We start from the raw sequence: 17,773 nt of genomic DNA, 5'->3' as shown, positions 1-17,773 counted from the left end.
CGTGTCTCTGATCGCTTCTGACCACTTCCGCATCGTTGTCGGCCTCGGCAAGAGCGGCATGTCCCTGGTTCGCTTCCTGGCGAGCCGGGGCGTGGCGTTTGCCGTGGCCGATACGCGGGAAAATCCACCGGAACTGGCCACGCTCAAGCGTGACTATCCGCACGTGGAAGTGCGTTGTGGCGAGCTGGACGTCGAATTCCTGTGTCGTGCCGACGAGCTCTACGTGAGCCCCGGCCTGGCCCTGGCGACCCCGGCCCTGCAGGCTGCCGCCGCCCGTGGCGTGAAATTGTCCGGCGACATCGAGCTGTTCGCGCGTAACGCGAAAGCGCCGATCGTGGCCATCAGCGGTTCCAACGCGAAAAGCACCGTGACCACCCTGGTCGGCGAGATGGCGTCTGCGGCCGGCAAGCGCGTCGCCGTCGGTGGCAACCTCGGTATGCCGGCGCTGGACTTGCTCAGCGACGACATCGAGTTGTACGTGATGGAGCTGTCGAGTTTTCAACTGGAAACCACCGATCAGCTCAACGCCGAAGTGGCGACCGTGCTGAACATCAGCGAAGACCACATGGACCGTTACAGCGGTCTGCCGGCTTATCACCTGGCCAAGCACCGGATCTTCCGTGGTGCCAGGCAGTTCGTGGTCAACCGTCAGGATGCCCTGAGCCGTCCCCTGATGGGCGAGGGCCAGCCGTGCTGGACCTTCGGTTTGAGCAAGCCCGACTTCAAGGCGTTCGGTATTCGCGAAGAAGACGGCGAAAAGTACCTGGCCTTCGAATTCCAGAACCTGATGCCGGTGCGCGAGCTGAAAATTCGTGGCGCACACAACCAGTCCAACGCATTGGCAGCCCTGGCCCTGGGCCATGCGGTCGGCCTGCCGTTCGATGCCATGCTTTCGGCCCTGCGGACGTTCGCCGGGCTTGAGCATCGCTGCCAGTGGGTACGCGACCTGGATGGCGTGGGTTACTACAACGATTCCAAAGCCACCAACGTGGGCGCTGCATTGGCGGCCATTGAAGGTCTGGGCGCGGACATCGACGGCAAGATCGTGCTGATCGCCGGTGGCGATGGCAAGGGTGCCGAGTTCAAGGACTTGCGCGATCCGGTGGCGGCCAACTGCCGCGCCGTGATCCTGATGGGCCGTGACTCCGACAAGATCGGCGAGGCCATCGGTGATGGCGTGCCGCTGATTCGTGCGAGTTCCCTGGTCGAAGCCGTGGCGCAATGCCGGGCCGCAGCCCAGCCGGGCGACGTGGTGCTGCTGTCGCCAGCCTGCGCCAGTTTCGACATGTTCAAGAACTACGAAGACCGTGGTCACCAGTTCGTCCAAGCCGTGGAGGAACTGGTATGAGTCTGCTCAGCATCATCAAGCCGTATCCTTCGCCGCTGATCACCGGGCGCGGAATCGACCTCGATTTCCCGATGCTTGCCGGTTGCCTGACGTTGCTCGGTCTGGGCCTGATCATGATCGCATCGGCCTCCACCGAAGTGGCGGCGGTGCAGTCGGGCAGTGCCCTGTATTACATGATTCGCCACCTTATTTATATGGTGCTGGGCCTGGGTGCCTGCATCGTCACCATGATGGTCCCGATTGCTACCTGGCAACGCCTGGGCTGGCTGATGCTGATCGGTGCGTTCGGCTTGCTGGTGATGGTGATCATCCCGGGCATCGGCCGCGAAGTGAACGGTTCGATGCGCTGGATCGGCTTCAGTTTCTTCAACGTCCAGCCTTCCGAGATCGCCAAGGTATTCGTGGTGATTTACCTCGCCGGCTATCTGGTGCGTCGCCAGAAAGAAGTGCGGGAAAGCTGGATGGGCTTCTTCAAGCCGTTCATCGTGTTGCTGCCCATGGCGGGCCTGTTGCTGATGGAGCCAGACTTCGGTGCCACCGTCGTGATGATGGGGGCTGCGGCGGCGATGCTGTTCCTTGGCGGGGTCGGCTTGTTCCGTTTCTCCTTGATGGTGCTGCTGGCCGTCGGGGCCGTGGTGCTGTTGATTCAGATGCAGCCTTATCGAATGGCGCGTCTGACCAACTTTGCCGATCCGTGGGCTGACCAGTTCGGTGCCGGTTATCAGCTGTCCCAGGCCCTGATCGCATTCGGCCGTGGTGAATGGCTCGGCGTTGGCCTGGGCAACAGCGTGCAGAAGCAGTTCTACCTGCCGGAAGCTCACACCGACTTCGTGTTCTCGGTCCTCGCCGAAGAGCTGGGTGCGGTCGGCTCCCTGTGCACCGTCGCATTGTTCGGCTTCGTGTGTATCCGTGGCATGTACATCGGCTTGTGGGCCGAGAAGGCCAAGCAGTTCTTCGCCGCCTATGTTGCCTATGGGTTGTCGTTCCTGTGGATCGGCCAGTTCCTGATCAACATCGGGGTGAACGTGGGCCTGTTGCCGACCAAGGGGCTGACCTTGCCGTTCCTCAGTTATGGCGGTAGCTCGCTGGTGATCTGCTGTGCCTGTCTCGGGTTGTTGTTGCGCATTGAGTGGGAGAGTCGAACCCACCTGGGCAGTGAAGAGATGGAGTTCCATGAGAGCGACTTCGCCGAGGAGCCGAACCATGGGCGCTAACGTATTGATCATGGCGGGCGGCACCGGGGGGCACGTGTTCCCGGCACTGGCCTGTGCTCGTGAATTCCAGGCCCGTGGCTATACCGTGCACTGGCTGGGTACGCCGCGCGGCATTGAAAACGATCTGGTCCCGGCGGCCGGCATTGAATTGCATCGGATCAACGCCAGCGGTCTGCGGGGCAAGGGCAAGTTGTCGCTGCTCAAGGCGCCGTTCATGTTGCTCAAATCCGTCTGGCAGGCGCGGGCGATCATTCGTCGGCTGCGGCCAGCCTGCGTGGTCGGTTTTGGTGGTTATGTGACCGGTCCTGGTGGCGTCGCGGCCAAACTGGCCGGCGTGCCGGTGATCGTTCATGAACAGAACGCCGTGGCCGGCACCGCCAATCGGTTGCTGGTGCCGTTCGCCGCCCGAGTCTGTGAAGCGTTCCCCGACACCTTTACCCTGTCGAGCAGCCGTCGGACCACCGGTAATCCGGTGCGCACCGAGCTGTTCCTCGAAACATCGCGACCAGCCCTGGCTGGCCGCAAGGCGCGTTTGCTGATCCTCGGCGGAAGCCTGGGCGCAGAACCGTTGAACAAGTTGCTGCCTGAAGCCCTGTCGCAAGTCGCTGTCGACCTGCGTCCGGACGTGTTCCATCAGGCCGGCAAAAACCACGATGAAGTGACTGCAGAGCGCTATCGCGCGGCTGGCGTCGAGGCGCAAGTGCAGCCTTTCATCAAAGACATGGCCCAAGCCTATGGCTGGGCCGACCTGGTGGTATGTCGCGCAGGCGCGCTGACCATCAGTGAACTGGCGGCCGCCGGTCTGCCTTCGTTGCTGGTGCCTTTGCCCCATGCGATCGACGATCACCAGACCCGCAACGCCGATTATTTGGCCCGTGAAGGCGCTGCCTTCCTGATGCCACAAAGAACGACTGGTGCAGCGGATCTTGCCGCGCGCCTGACAGAGGTCCTGATGCAACCGCAACGACTCGAAGAAATGGCCCAAGCGGCCCGCCGTCTGGCCAAACCCGACGCTACCCGTAACGTGGTCGATACCTGCCTGGAGGTGGCCCATGGTTGAGAATCAGAAAGCCATGCCGCAACCGGAAATGCGCCGCATCCGCCGCATCCACTTCGTCGGTATCGGCGGCGTGGGCATGTGCGGGATCGCTGAAGTGTTGTTGAACCTGGGCTATGAAGTCTCCGGTTCCGACCTGAAGGCTTCGCCGGTCACCGAGCGCCTGGAAACCTTCGGCGCACAAATTTTCATCGGTCATCGTGCCGAGAACGCCGCCGCCGCCGACGTGCTGGTGGTGTCGAGTGCCGTGAACACGTCCAACCCGGAAGTCGCGACCGCACTGGAACGCCGCATCCCGGTGGTACCGCGCGCAGAAATGCTGGCTGAGCTGATGCGCTATCGCCACGGTATTGCCGTCGCCGGTACTCATGGCAAAACCACCACCACCAGCCTGATCGCTTCGGTGTTCGCCGCCGGTGGCCTGGACCCGACGTTCGTCATCGGTGGTCGTCTGAACGCCGCGGGCACCAATGCCCAACTCGGCACCAGCCGTTACCTGATCGCCGAAGCCGACGAAAGCGATGCCAGCTTCCTGCACCTGCAGCCGCTGGTAGCCGTGGTCACCAACATCGACGCCGATCACATGGCGACTTACGACGGCGACTTCAACAAGCTGAAGAAAACCTTCGTCGAGTTCCTCCACAACCTGCCGTTCTACGGTCTGGCCGTGGTGTGCCTGGATGATCCGGTGGTGCGTGAAATCCTGCCACAGGTGAAGCGTCCGACCGTCACTTACGGTTTCGGCGACGACTGCGACGTGCGCGCCATCAATGTGCGTCAGCAAGGCATGCAGACCTTCTTCACCGTGCTGCGTCCGGATCGCGAGCCGCTGGATGTCTCGGTGAACATGCCGGGCAACCACAATGTATTGAACGCACTGGCGACCATTTGCATCGCCACCGACGAAGGCGTCAGCGATGAAGCCATCGTCCAGGGCCTGTCCGGGTTCCAGGGTGTCGGCCGACGCTTCCAGGTCTACGGCGAACTGCCGGTGGACGACGGCAGCGTGATGCTGGTTGACGACTACGGGCATCACCCGACCGAAGTGGCGGCGGTGATCAAGGCCGTGCGCGGCGGCTGGCCGGAGCGTCGACTGGTGATGGTCTACCAGCCGCACCGTTACAGCCGTACCCGCGACCTGTACGACGACTTCGTCAATGTACTGGCCGACGCCAACGTACTGCTGCTGATGGAAGTCTATCCGGCCGGCGAAGAGCCGATCCCGGGTGCCGACAGCCGCAAGCTGTGCAACAGCATCCGTCAGCGCGGTCAGCTCGACCCGATCTACATCGAGCGCGGTGTCGACCTCGCGCCAGTGGTCAAGCCGCTGCTGCGTGCCGGCGACATCCTGCTGTGCCAGGGCGCCGGTGATATCGGTGGCCTCGCGCCAAAACTGTTGAATAGTCCGTTGTTCGCCGGTGCCGTTGCAGCACCGGTCGAGGGGAAGTTGAAATGACTGCTGCTTACGCCAACCTCGTTTCCACCCTTGCGCCGAAGGACTTCGGCCGCGTTGCCGTGTTGTTCGGCGGCAAGAGTGCCGAGCGCGAAGTGTCCCTGAAGTCGGGCAATGCCGTTCTCGATGCGCTGCAAAGCGCGGGCGTGGATGCGTTCGGCCTCGACGTGGGCGATGACCTGTTGCAGCGTCTGCAAAGTGAAAAAATCGACCGCGCCTTCATCATCCTCCACGGTCGCGGTGGTGAAGACGGCAGCATGCAGGGCCTGCTCGAATGCCTGGGCATTCCGTACACCGGCAGCGGCATCCTCGCCTCGGCACTGGCCATGGACAAGCTGCGTACCAAGCAGGTCTGGCACAGCCTCGGGATTCCGACGCCGCGTCACGCAGTACTGCGCAGCGAGGCCGATTGTATTTCGGCAGCGACGGAACTGGGCTTCCCTTTGATCGTCAAACCGGCCCATGAAGGTTCAAGTATCGGTATGGCCAAAGTGACTTCCGCGTCCGAATTGATCGACGCCTGGAAAGCGGCCAGTACCTACGATTCGCAAGTGTTGGTCGAGCAATGGATTCAAGGTCCGGAGTTCACCATCGCCACCCTGCGTGACCAGGTGTTGCCTCCTATCGCCCTGGGCACGACGCACAGTTTCTACGACTACGACGCCAAGTACGTCGCCAACGATACCCAGTACCGCATTCCATGCGGGCTGGACAGCACCAAGGAAAAGGAACTCATGGACCTCACGGCGAAAGCCTGTGAAGCGCTGGGTATCGCCGGTTGGGGCAGGGCAGACGTGATGCAGGACGCCGACGGGCAGTTCTGGTTTCTGGAAGTGAATACCGCACCGGGCATGACCGATCACAGTCTGGTTCCGATGGCGGCCCGTGCGGCCGGTCTGGATTTCCAGCAACTGGTTCTGGCGATCCTGGCCGCAAGTATCGAGGCAAGAGGTTAAGACCATGCAAGGCGCTCAGCTTCGTCATCAGCCACCCGCTCCCGGCCGCAAGCCGGTGCCGCGGGGTGCCAGCCGAATGGTTGCCAAAGAGCCGATGTCTGCGCGCCTGCCGAAAGCCAATTTTGGCTTTCTGAAAAGCCTGTTCTGGCCGGTGCTGCTGGTGGCATTGGGGTTCGGTACCTACGAAGGCGCGCAGCGTTTGCTGCCGTACGCCGACCGGCCGATCACCAAGGTCAACGTGCAGGGCGACTTGAGTTACATCAGCCAGCAAGCGGTGCAGCAGCGAATCGCCCCGTATGTGGCGTCGAGTTTCTTCACCATCGACCTGGCGAGCATGCGCACCGAGCTGGAAAAGATGCCATGGATTGCCCACGCCGAAGTGCGCAGGGTGTGGCCGGATCAAGTGGTGATCCGCCTGGAGGAGCAACTGCCGGTAGCCCGTTGGGGTGACGAGTCGCTGTTGAACAACCAGGGCCAGGCCTTCACCCCGCGTGAGTTGGCGAACTACGAACACTTGCCTCAGCTGTTTGGTCCACAACGGGCGCAACAGCAGGTGATGCAGCAATACCAGGTCCTGAGCCAGATGCTCAGACCGCTGGGCTTCTCGATTGCGCGCCTGGAGTTGCGTGAACGAGGCAGCTGGTTCCTGACCACCGGCCCAGGCAGTGCGGGCCCCGGGATCGAACTGCTGCTGGGGCGCGGCAACCAGGTGGAAAAGATGCGCCGTTTCATTGCCATCTATGACAAGACGCTCAAAGAACAGATTACGAACATTGCGCGCATCGATCTGCGCTACGCCAACGGCCTCGCTGTTGGCTGGCGGGAACCAGTAGCGCCGACGGCAGCCCAACCCGCTGTCGCGAAGAATTAAGAAGAGGCAGGACCCATGGCAAACGTGCAAAGCGGCAAAATGATCGTCGGTCTCGATATCGGCACCTCCAAGGTGGTGGCGCTGGTGGGCGAGGTTTCGGACGACGGCACGCTGGAAATCGTCGGGATCGGTACGCACCCGTCCCGTGGCCTGAAAAAAGGCGTGGTGGTGAACATCGAGTCCACCGTGCAATCGATCCAGCGCGCGATTGAAGAAGCGCAGCTGATGGCTGGTTGCCGCATTCACTCGGCATTTGTCGGCGTGGCCGGCAATCACATCCGCAGCCTGAACTCCCACGGCATCGTGGCAATTCGTGATCGCGAAGTCAGCTCCGCCGACCTTGAGCGCGTACTCGACGCTGCCCAGGCCGTGGCGATCCCGGCCGACCAGCGTGTGCTGCACACCCTGCCGCAGGATTACGTGATCGATAACCAGGAAGGCGTGCGCGAGCCACTGGGCATGTCCGGCGTTCGTCTGGAAGCCAAGGTTCACGTGGTCACCTGCGCCGTCAACGCCGCACAGAACATTGAAAAATGCGTGCGCCGCTGTGGCCTGGAAATCGACGACATCATTCTCGAGCAACTGGCTTCGGCCTATTCGGTCCTGACCGACGACGAGAAAGAGCTGGGCGTGTGCCTGGTGGACATTGGCGGTGGCACCACCGACATCGCGATCTTCACCGAAGGCGCGATCCGCCACACCGCGGTGATCCCGATTGCGGGCGATCAGGTGACCAACGACATCGCCATGGCGTTGCGCACCCCGACCCAGTACGCCGAAGAAATCAAGATTCGCTACGCCTGCGCCCTGGCCAAGCTGGCGGGTGCCGGTGAAACCATCAAGGTGCCGAGTGTTGGCGACCGTCCGCCGCGCGAACTGTCCCGCCAGGCCTTGGCCGAAGTGGTCGAGCCGCGTTACGACGAGCTGTTCACGCTGATCCAGGCCGAGCTGCGTCGCAGCGGCTACGAAGACCTGATCCCGGCCGGCATCGTGCTGACCGGCGGTACGTCGAAGATGGAAGGCGCCACCGAACTGGCCGAGGAAATCTTCCACATGCCGGTACGCCTGGGCGTTCCGCACGGCGTGCGAGGCCTGGATGACGTGGTCCGCAACCCGATCTATTCCACCGGCGTTGGCCTGTTGATGTACGGCCTGCAGAAGCAATCCGACGGCATTTCGTTCTCGGGCATCGGCAGTCGCGACAGCTACAGCAACGAAGAGCCCAAAGGCGCCTTGCTCGATCGCATCAAGAGCTGGGTCCAGGGCAATTTCTGAAGATTTACCGCAGCACCGTTGTAGATACACGCAGTAGGCGAAAAAACTAGAGAACGTAAAGGAGAGGGAAAATGTTCGAACTCGTAGACAACATCCCCGCAAGCCCGGTCATTAAGGTTATCGGTGTTGGCGGAGGCGGCGGCAACGCTGTCAACCACATGGTCAAGAGCAACATTGAAGGCGTTGAGTTCATCTGCGCCAACACTGATGCCCAGGCGCTGAAAAGCATCAGCGCGCGGACCATCCTGCAACTGGGTACTGGCGTGACCAAAGGTCTGGGTGCCGGTGCCAACCCTGAAGTAGGTCGTCAGGCCGCTCTCGAAGACCGTGAGCGCATTGCCGAAGTCCTGCAGGGCACCAACATGGTGTTCATCACCACTGGCATGGGCGGTGGTACCGGTACCGGTGCTGCGCCGATCATTGCCGAAGTGGCCAAGGAAATGGGGATCCTCACCGTTGCGGTGGTGACCCGTCCATTCCCGTTCGAAGGTCGCAAGCGCATGCAGCTGGCCGACGAAGGTATTCGCCTGCTGTCTGAAAGCGTCGACTCGTTGATCACTATCCCCAACGAGAAGCTGCTGACCATCCTCGGTAAAGACGCCAGCCTGCTGTCGGCTTTCGCCAAGGCTGACGATGTACTGGCCGGTGCCGTTCGCGGTATCTCCGACATCATCAAGCGTCCGGGCATGATCAACGTCGACTTCGCCGACGTGCGCACCGTGATGAGCGAAATGGGCATGGCGATGATGGGCACTGGCTGCGCCAGCGGTCCGAACCGTGCACGTGAAGCCACCGAAGCGGCCATTCGCAACCCGTTGCTCGAAGACGTGAACCTGCAAGGTGCACGCGGCATCCTGGTGAACATCACCGCCGGTCCTGACCTGTCCCTGGGTGAGTACTCCGACGTGGGTAGCATCATCGAAGCCTTCGCTTCCGAGCACGCGATGGTCAAGGTCGGTACTGTTATCGATCCGGACATGCGCGACGAGCTGCACGTGACTGTCGTTGCAACCGGTCTGGGCGCTAAAATCGAGAAGCCTGTGAAGGTCATCGACAATACCGTTCACACTTCGATGCCTTCGCAGCCACAACAACAAGCCCCTGTTCGTCAGGAAGCTCCAGCGGTTAACTACCGTGACCTGGACCGTCCGACCGTCATGCGCAACCAGGCTCAGGCCGGTGCTGCGGCTGCCGCGAAGATGAATCCGCAAGATGATCTGGACTACCTGGACATCCCGGCATTCCTGCGTCGTCAGGCCGATTGATGAAATGTATCAGGGCTATGAAGGTGATTGGTGTTCAGCAAAGGCGTGGTCTGCTATCATCGCCAGCCTTTGTTGATACCAGTTCGCAATTTGCGCTGAAGCGGCCCAAGCCATGATTAAACAACGCACACTGAAAAATATTATCCGTGCCACAGGTGTAGGTCTGCACTCCGGGGAGAAGGTCTACCTGACCCTCAAGCCTGCGCCTGTCGACACCGGCATCGTGTTTGTTCGTGCCGACCTGGACCCTGTGGTGCAGATCCCGGCTCGCGCGGAAAACGTTGGTGAAACCACGATGTCGACCACATTGGTCAACGGTGACACCAAAGTGGATACGGTGGAGCACTTGCTCTCGGCCATGGCTGGCCTGGGCATCGATAACGCCTACGTCGAGCTCTCCGCGTCCGAAGTCCCGATCATGGATGGTAGCGCTGGACCCTTCGTATTTCTGATTCAGTCGGCTGGCCTGGAAGAACAGGACGCTGCCAAGAAGTTCATCCGCATCCTGCGTGAAGTGACAGTGGAAGACGGCGACAAGCGCGCCACTTTCGTCCCTTTCGAAGGTTTCAAGGTGAGCTTCGAGATCGATTTCGATCACCCGGTTTTCCGTGACCGCACACAAAGTGCAAGCGTGGATTTTTCCAGCACTTCGTTCGTAAAAGAAGTCAGCCGCGCCCGTACCTTTGGTTTCATGAGTGACATCGAGTACCTGCGCAAGCACAACCTCGCACTCGGCGGCAGCGTTGAAAACGCTATTGTGGTCGACGCGGATGGTGTACTGAACGAAGACGGCCTTCGCTATGAAGACGAATTCGTGAAGCACAAGATCCTCGATGCAATTGGTGACCTCTACCTGCTGGGCAATAGCCTGATTGGTGAGTTCAAGGGCTTCAAGTCCGGACATGCATTGAACAACCAGCTGCTGCGCAAGTTGATTGAGCAGACAGATGCTTGGGAAGTCGTGACTTTCGAAGACGCCAGCACTGCACCGATCTCTTACATGCGCCCTGTTGCGGCCGTGTAAGTAAAAAACCTCTCTAGTTTTTTAAAGGCTACCTTCGGGTGGCCTTTTTTTATGCAACAAAAAAAAGCCGCTGACAGTAGCGGCTTTGAAGACAACTTTTCAAAGGGAAGAGCCGATGAAAAGTGTCGAGGGAAAGTGGAGCGATGCGCGAAAATCAGCTGTTTTTGTCGACTCGGGACTGAATGCTCGACGCTTGTGGAGCTTGGGTGGCTTCCCGGGCTTTGGCTGTCATCTCACTTTGGTGCTCTTTGTACGCAGCGGCACGAGCGCTGTTTTGTGCAACAAAGGCCTGCGACTCTTCGGCCATGGCGAATGGCGACAGGAACAAAGAGGACAAAACGAAAGCGCTGGCAATACCCATACTGTTGGACATCTTTAAAACCTTCTTGCTTGGCAAGTGCTGTTTGGTGCGGGCAAAGATAAGGATGTCGGGCGTTGGGAAAAAGCGCGGATTCATGAAAGGACTATTGCGGTTACGGCAATAGTGGTGATGCCAGCCCAGCGCGAGCAAGCTCGCTCGCCAGGGTATTTTGTGTGTCTCAGACAGGAAGGTGAATGCCGAACGTGTTCATCCCGTGGTCACTGCGTACAAACACATCCCCCCCATGCATCAACGCAATCGCCTTGACGATCGCCAGCCCCAACCCATGGTTGTTGCCGCTGTTGCTGCGCGAGGCGTCAACGCGATAGAAGCGCTCGAACAACCGTGGCAGATGTTCGCTGGCAATCGGCGAACCGGGGTTCGCCACACCGATGCTGACCTGATGCTCCCCGGCTTCGATCCTTACTTCAATCACCTGCCCGGGCTCGGTGTGCTGCACCGCGTTGCTCAACAGGTTGATCAAGGCCCGGCGCAAATGCGCGATCTCGATGCGCACCCGGGCATCCCCGCTGACGTGTACTTCGACCCGGGCGTCCTCGAGGATGAAATCGAGGTACTCCAGGGTGGTCGCCACTTCATCGGCCAGCGAAGTCGAGGTCAGTTTGGTCGCTTTGCTGCCCTGATCCGCACTGGCGAGGAACAGCATGTCATTGATGATCGAGCGCAGACGCTCAAGTTCTTCGAGGTTCGATTGCAGCACTTCGAAATAATGCTCCGCCGAGCGTCCACGGGTCAGTGCCACCTGGGTCTGGCCGATCAGATTGGTCAGCGGTGAGCGCAATTCATGGGCGACATCGGCGTTGAACGACTCCAGGCGCGAGTAAGCCTGTTCGACCCGCTCCAGGGTGGAGTTGAAGGCGTTGACGAACTGATCCAGCTCCGGCGGCAACGGCGACAGGCGCAAGCGCCCGGAGCGCAGGGGCGGGGCCAGCCGCTGGGCCTCGTGGGACAGTTTGATCAATGGTTTGAGGCCAATGCGCGCCACCCAATACCCCAGCGCCGAGGCCATCAGCACGCCAACGATCGCCAGGGCGATCAAGGCAATCAGCAGTTGATGCTGGGTCTGGTGAAAGGTCTCGGTGTCGATGGCGATCATGAAGCGCAGTGGCGGACGCTGATCCTTGGCCGGGAATTCGCTGACCAGCACTTTCAGCGGGTAGGGCTGATCCGGCAGGAGCATGTCGCGCATGCCCAGCGAGCCTTCGGCGAAAGCGCGGATCTGCGGTGTTGGGTTGCCGTATTCGTAGCGCGCATCGCCGCTGACGATCCAGAAGCTGATGCGCTTGTCTTCTTCGCCCAGCAGCTTGAGCTTGTTGTTGATCTTCACCCAATGCTCGGGCGTGCCGTAGCGGCCCACGGTGGATTCAAGCACGCTGTAGCGCGCATCCAGTTCGGCTTCGGGCAACAATCCCAGGCCTTTGTCGACCTGTTGGTAGAGCGCCCAACCGATTAACAAAAACACCAACAGCGCCACCAGCGTAAACATCCCGCTCAGGCGCAGCGCAATGGAATTACTGGACACCACGGCTCTCCAGCACATAACCCATGCCACGAATCGTGTGCAGCAGTTTCTCTTCGAAAGGCCCGTCGAGCTTGGCCCGCAGGCGTTTGATCGCGACTTCGACGACGTTGGCGTCGCTGTCGAAATTGATGTCCCAGACCATTTCGGCGATGGCGGTTTTCGAGAGGATTTCACCCTGGCGCCGGGCCAGGACGCTGAGCAGCGAGAACTCCTTGGCGGTCAGCTCCAGTCGCGTGCCGGCGCGGGTGGCCTTGCGGCTGATCAAATCTATCCACAGGTCGGCGATGCTCACTTGCACCGGTTCATGGCCGCCACTGCGGCGGGTCAGCGCTTGCAGGCGCGCCACCAGTTCAAGGAAGGAAAACGGTTTGCCGAGGTAATCGTCGGCCCCGTCGCGCAGGCCCCTGATACGGTCTTCCACCCGCTCGCGGGCAGTGAGCATGATCACCGGGGTTTGCTTGCGTGCACGCAAGGCACGCAGGACGCCAAAGCCGTCGAGGCCCGGCAGCATCACGTCGAGGACGATCACCGCGTAGTCGCTTTCCAGCGCCATGTGCAGACCTTCCACGCCATCGCGAGCCAGGTCCACGGTGTAACCCTGTTCCGTCAGGCCGCGGTGCAGATAGTCCGCGGTTTTTTCTTCGTCTTCGATAATCAGAACGCGCATGACCCGCCTCAGTCTGTGGTCGCCAGCGCCGGTGTGGGCGCAGCTGCTGGAGTGTGCCTATGAAATAAACGCTCCAGCCATAAGTATATGACCGGCGTGGTGAACAGCGTCAGCGCCTGGCTCACCAGCAAGCCACCGACTACGGCGATCCCCAATGGTTGGCGCAGTTCGGCTCCGGTGCCGTAGCCGAGCATCAGCGGCAGGGCGCCGAGCAGGGCGGCGAGGGTGGTCATGATGATCGGCCGGAAACGGGTGATACAAGCCTTGAAGATCGCCTCTTCCGGCGACAGGCCACCGTTGCGCTGGGCTTCGAGTGCGAAGTCGATCATCAGGATGCCGTTCTTCTTCACGATGCCGATCAACAACACCAGCCCGATCAGCGCCATGATCGAAAAATCCTGGCCGCAGATCCACAACATGATCACCGCGCCGAGGCCGGCCGAGGGCAATGTCGAGATGATCGTCAGCGGATGCACGAAGCTCTCGTAGAGCACACCGAGAATGATGTACACCGCCAGCAGTGCTGCGAGAATCAGCCATGGCTGGCTGGCCAGCGAACTCTGGAAGGCCTGCGCCGCCCCCTGGAAATTACCGCTGATGGCCGCCGGCATGCCGATGTCGACCTTGGCTTGATTGAGCATGATCACCGCATCGCCCAACGCCACGCCGGGGGCCAGGTTGAACGACAGGTTGGCGGCCGGGAACATGCCGTCGTGGGCGATGGACAGCGGGCCGATGGTCGGCGCATCGAATCTGGCCAGGGCCGACAGCGGCACCATTTCCCCGCTCAGCGGCGAGCGCAGGTAGAAATAGTTGAGGCTTTCGGCTTTGCCGCGTTGCCGGGTGTCGAGTTCCAGAATCACGTTGTACTGATTGATCTGGGTCTGGAATTCGTTGATCTGCCGCTGGCCAAACGCATCGTACAGCGCTTCGTCGACATCGCTGGCAGTGAGGCCGAAACGGGCCGCGGCGCTGCGGTCGATGCTGATGTGGGTGATGCTGCCGCCCAGTTGCAGGTCGTTGGAAATATCGCGAAAGGCCGGGTTGGCGCGCAGTTTTTCCGTGAGGCGCTGGGTCCAGGTGCTCAGGGTCGGGCCGTCGTTGCTTTTGAGCACATATTGGTATTGGGCGCGGCTCGGGCCAGAACTGAGGTTGATGTCTTGCCCGGCACGCAGGTACAGGACGATGCCCGGCACTTTCATCAGTTGCGGGCGAATCCGGTCAATGAACTCACTGGCCGAGACGTCGCGGTCACCGCGTTTTTTCAGGGTGATCCAGAACCGTCCGTTGGCGATGGTCTGGTTACTGCCCGAGACCCCGACCGAGTGCGAGAAGGTGTCGACGGCGGGATCGGCGGCGACGATTTCGGCCATCGCCAGGTGTTTTTTCACCATGTCGCCGTAGGAAATATCGGCAGCGGCTTCAGTCGTACCCAGGACAAAACCGGTGTCCTGAATCGGAAAGAAGCCCTTGGGAATGAAGATGTAACCGGCAACGGCCAGACCCAGTGACAGCGCGAACACGCCGATCATGGTTTTCTGATGGGCGAGGGCGCGGCGCAGGCCTTTTTCGTACCACGCCAACAAGCGCTCACCAAAGCCCGGTTTGTCGTGGGCATGATGCGCCGGCGCGCGCATGAACAGCGCGGCCAGGGTTGGCGCCAATGTCAGGGACACCACCACCGAAATCATGATGGTCGAGGTGGCAGTCAAGGCAAATTCCTTGAACAGCCGCCCGACCACGCCACCCATGAACAGCAGCGGAATGAATGCCGCCACCAGCGAGAAACTGATCGAGACCACGGTGAAGCCGATTTCCCCGGCACCCTTGATCGCCGCCTCGCGCATGCCGTCGCCGGCCTCCAGATGGCGGTGAATGTTCTCCACCACCACAATCGCATCGTCGACCACAAACCCCACGGCCACCACGATCGCCACCAGCGTCAGGTTGTTCAGGCTGAAGCCCATGACATACATCAGGGCAAAACTGGCGATCAGCGACACACCGAGCACCGCCGACACAATCAGCGTGGCCGACAACTGGCGCAGGAACAGCGCCATCACGGCCACCACCAGCAGCACGGCGATCAGCAAGGTGATTTCCACTTCATGCAGCGACGCGCGGATGGTCTGGGTGCGGTCGATCAGCACCTTGACCTGCACCGAGGCCGGCAACATCGCTTGCAGCGCCGGCAGTGCCGCCTGAATGCGATCCACGGTCTCGACGATGTTGGCGCCTGGCTGGCGGAAGATCACCAGGTTTACGCCCGGCTGCGATCCGGCCCAGGCCTGAACGTAATCATTTTCCGAACCGTTGACGACTTTGGCGACATCTTTGAGGTGAACCGGTGCGCCATCCTTGTAGGAAACGATCAGCTGGCTGTATTCGTCGGGATGGAACAGTTGATCATTGGTCGACAGCGTTGAGATGCTCGACTCGCCGTAGAGCGCACCTTTGGCCAGGTTGAGGCTGGTTTGCTGGATGGCCAGACGGATGTCGGCCAGGGTCAGGCCGATGGCCGCCAGTTTATCGGCGGACACCTGAACGCGAATCGCCGGACGTTGCTGACCGGTAATGGAGACCTGTCCTACACCGTCGACCTGACTGAGCTGACGGGACAACAAGGTTTCCGTCAGGTCGCTGAGCTCCGGGCCGGGCATCAGCGACGAGTTGACGCTGAGGATCAACACCGGGCTGTCGGCCGGGTTGACCTTGCGCCAGGTCGGCAGGTTGGGCATGTCCTTGGGCAGCTTGCCGGCGGCGGTGTTAATCGCGGCCTGCACTTCCTGGGCGGCGGTGTCGATGCTCTTGTCGAGGGTGAATTGCAGGGTCAGGTTGGTCGAGCCGAGGGCGCTGCTCGAGGTCATCTGGGTCACGCCGGGAATGGCGCTGAATTGCACTTCCAGAGGGGTGGCCACCGACGAGGCCATGGTTTCCGGGCTGGCGCCGGGCAGTTGCGCGGCCACCTGGATGGTCGGGAATTCCGCCTCCGGCAGCGGCGCGATGGGCAGGCGCGGGAAGGCCATCGCGCCCAGCAGCACCAAGGCAAAGGTCAGCAGGATGGTCGCCACCGGATGGTCGATGCACCAGGCGGAGATCGAACCGTGGCCCTTCATGGTGTTGGCTCCGATTGCACCACCTGCGGCGGTTCGGTCAGCACCTGCACCGTCGAGCCGGGTTTGAGGCGGGACTGACCGTCGCTGACCAGTTTATCCCCAGGCTGTACGCCTTTGATGATGTTCTGACCGCTGTCCTGATAGACCATTTGCACCGGGACGGTTTCGACCTTGTCGCCATTGAGGCGATAGACGAAATGTTGATCGAGGCCCCGTTGTACGACGTTGGGCGGCACGACCAACGCATCTCTATCCAATGCGGTCTGAATTTTTACCGTCACCAGCAGGCCCGGCCAGAGTTTCTGTCCCGGGTTGTTGAATTCGGCCTTGGCGCGAATGGTGCCGGTGTTGGCGTTGATCTGGTTGTCGATCAGGGTCAAATGGCCTTCGCCCAACAGGTTGCCGGTTTCGCCGTCGGAGTCGGCACCGATGTAGGCCTTCACCCGGGCATGCTGAGGGTCGTTGATCAGGCCCTGCAGGGTTGGCAGCATTTGTTGCGGCAGGGAGAACTCTACGGCGATCGGGTCGATCTGGGTCACGGTGAACAGGCCCTGAGCGTCGGTCATGCGCAGGAAGTTGCCTTCATCCACTGTGCGAATACCGACGCGACCGGTCACCGGAGAGCGAATCTGTGTGTAGGACAGTTGCACCTGAGCAGCATCAATGGAGGCCTGGTTGCCCTGGGCGGTGGCTTTGAGCTGGTTAACCAGTGCTTGTTGCTGGTCGTAGGTCTGCTTGGAGACGCCGTCGTCGACGCTCAGCAGTTTGTAGCGTTTGAGGTTGACCAGCGCCACTTGCAGCTGCGCCTGGCTTTCGCCCAGTTGCGCCCGGGCCTGGTCGAGGCTGGCGCGGATCGAGCGATCGTCGATGGTGGCCAGCAGGTCGCCTTTTTTCACCCGTTGGCCTTCCTTGACCATGATTTTGGTGAGGATGCCGTCGATTTGCGGGCGGACCACGACGCTGTGCAGTGAGAGCACCGAGCCGATGCCGCTGACGAAGCGCGGAACATCTTTTTCGGTCACGCTGACCACCCGCACGGGGATGGCGGTGGGGCTGGCCGGTTTTGCTTTGGCGGGTTTGATGGCGTACCACACGCCCAGCGCTGCCAGGATGATCAGGAGGGCGACGAGCAGGGCGGGCTTTTGCTGGATTCGCATGCGAGTGGGGCGCCGGGGCTGGGTTACAGGTGGGTATGTCCCTTTATAAACCTGTTTGGTAGTCGGGAAGCTGACGGCTAACTGACGGCGCTGTCAGTTTGGCTCGCCTTGGCGGCCTCTGGGCCGACCAGGCTGTAGGGGGATCGAGTACATATCCGTTGCTGCGGTAACGGCTGCTTAGGGTTCCGCTCTTACAGCGGGTCACTTTGGAAAAGCCCCAAAGTAACCAAAGGGCTCTTGCCCCTTTCGTTCGGTGCCTCGCCTGGGCTCGGCATGCCCTCGCTCCGGTCCTGCTCCGTGGGCCCGCCGCCATCGGCCATCCATGGCCGGGGGCGGCTAACCCGGCATCCATGCCGGGTTGCCCACTGCGCAGAACCTCCACTCAGCCTGCCGAGGGGGCGGGTGGATCAAGATCAAGATCAAGAGCGGCAGGCGAGCTAACGCTCGGCCTGTGGAGTGGTGAAGA

General features: G+C 61.1%; 14 protein-coding genes. 9 read left to right on the top strand and 5 right to left on the bottom strand.

The window, feature by feature from the left end:
- Window position 1 precedes the first annotated feature (1 nt).
- From murD to lpxC, 9 genes are all read left to right on the top strand, one after another.
- The gene (murD, locus tag M5G20_RS21415) at window positions 2-1,348 is read left to right on the top strand and encodes a UDP-N-acetylmuramoyl-L-alanine--D-glutamate ligase (RefSeq protein WP_273920741.1); all 1,347 of its coding nucleotides are present in this window, start codon (window positions 2-4) and stop codon (window positions 1,346-1,348) included.
- Window positions 1,349-1,350: 2 nt separating this feature from the next.
- On the top strand, window positions 1,351-2,562 hold the full coding sequence (ftsW, locus tag M5G20_RS21410) for a putative lipid II flippase FtsW (RefSeq protein WP_273920782.1): 1,212 nt from the start codon (window positions 1,351-1,353) through the stop codon (window positions 2,560-2,562).
- Window positions 2,552-3,622: an undecaprenyldiphospho-muramoylpentapeptide beta-N-acetylglucosaminyltransferase gene (gene murG, locus M5G20_RS21405; protein ID WP_273920740.1), complete on the top strand. Its 1,071-nt coding sequence runs from the start codon at window positions 2,552-2,554 to the stop codon at window positions 3,620-3,622. Before ftsW ends, murG begins: the two co-directional genes overlap by 11 nt.
- Entirely contained in the window at window positions 3,615-5,075 is a 1,461-nt protein-coding gene (gene murC, locus M5G20_RS21400) for a UDP-N-acetylmuramate--L-alanine ligase (RefSeq protein WP_273920739.1), read from the top strand. The genes murG and murC overlap by 8 nt, the downstream gene beginning before the upstream one ends.
- Entirely contained in the window at window positions 5,072-6,028 is a 957-nt protein-coding gene (locus M5G20_RS21395; RefSeq protein WP_273920738.1) for a D-alanine--D-alanine ligase, read from the top strand. The genes murC and M5G20_RS21395 overlap by 4 nt, the downstream gene beginning before the upstream one ends.
- 4 nt (window positions 6,029-6,032) lie before the next feature.
- On the top strand, window positions 6,033-6,899 hold the full coding sequence (locus M5G20_RS21390) for a cell division protein FtsQ/DivIB (RefSeq protein ID WP_273920736.1): 867 nt from the start codon (window positions 6,033-6,035) through the stop codon (window positions 6,897-6,899).
- Window positions 6,900-6,914: 15 nt separating this feature from the next.
- The gene (gene ftsA / locus M5G20_RS21385) at window positions 6,915-8,174 is read left to right on the top strand and encodes a cell division protein FtsA (RefSeq protein WP_056853192.1); all 1,260 of its coding nucleotides are present in this window, start codon (window positions 6,915-6,917) and stop codon (window positions 8,172-8,174) included.
- Window positions 8,175-8,245: 71 nt separating this feature from the next.
- Window positions 8,246-9,439: a cell division protein FtsZ gene (gene ftsZ, locus M5G20_RS21380; RefSeq protein WP_075945612.1), complete on the top strand. Its 1,194-nt coding sequence runs from the start codon at window positions 8,246-8,248 to the stop codon at window positions 9,437-9,439.
- Window positions 9,440-9,551: 112 nt separating this feature from the next.
- On the top strand, window positions 9,552-10,463 hold the full coding sequence (gene lpxC / locus M5G20_RS21375; RefSeq protein ID WP_075945611.1) for a UDP-3-O-acyl-N-acetylglucosamine deacetylase: 912 nt from the start codon (window positions 9,552-9,554) through the stop codon (window positions 10,461-10,463).
- Between the two features lie 154 nt (window positions 10,464-10,617).
- On the opposite strand, the gene M5G20_RS21370 is transcribed toward lpxC, so the two are convergent.
- The 5 genes from M5G20_RS21370 to M5G20_RS21350 form a co-directional block, all read right to left on the bottom strand.
- The gene (locus M5G20_RS21370; RefSeq protein WP_337994299.1) at window positions 10,618-10,836 is read right to left on the bottom strand and encodes a hypothetical protein; all 219 of its coding nucleotides are present in this window, start codon (window positions 10,834-10,836) and stop codon (window positions 10,618-10,620) included.
- Window positions 10,837-11,002: 166 nt separating this feature from the next.
- Window positions 11,003-12,367, bottom strand: coding sequence for a heavy metal sensor histidine kinase (locus M5G20_RS21365; protein WP_273920732.1), 1,365 nt, complete (start codon window positions 12,365-12,367; stop codon window positions 11,003-11,005).
- Window positions 12,357-13,034 carry a heavy metal response regulator transcription factor gene (locus tag M5G20_RS21360; protein ID WP_273920730.1) on the bottom strand — a complete coding sequence of 226 codons (678 nt, stop codon included), beginning with the start codon at window positions 13,032-13,034 and terminating at the stop codon, window positions 12,357-12,359. The genes M5G20_RS21365 and M5G20_RS21360 overlap by 11 nt, the downstream gene beginning before the upstream one ends.
- 8 nt (window positions 13,035-13,042) lie before the next feature.
- Window positions 13,043-16,150: a multidrug efflux RND transporter permease subunit gene (locus M5G20_RS21355; RefSeq protein ID WP_273920729.1), complete on the bottom strand. Its 3,108-nt coding sequence runs from the start codon at window positions 16,148-16,150 to the stop codon at window positions 13,043-13,045.
- A complete protein-coding gene (locus M5G20_RS21350; protein ID WP_273920728.1) occupies window positions 16,147-17,307 on the bottom strand; it encodes an efflux RND transporter periplasmic adaptor subunit in 1,161 nt (386 codons plus the stop codon). The genes M5G20_RS21355 and M5G20_RS21350 overlap by 4 nt, the downstream gene beginning before the upstream one ends.
- Between the last annotated feature and the right edge of the window lie 466 nt (window positions 17,308-17,773).

Origin of the sequence: Pseudomonas sp. TNT2022 ID1044, from assembly GCF_028656895.1 — a bacterium.
GTDB classification, from domain to species: domain Bacteria; phylum Pseudomonadota; class Gammaproteobacteria; order Pseudomonadales; family Pseudomonadaceae; genus Aquipseudomonas; species Aquipseudomonas reinekei.
The sequence above is the reverse complement of the archived record's forward strand: the minus strand, read 5'-3'. Positions and strand labels throughout refer to the sequence as shown.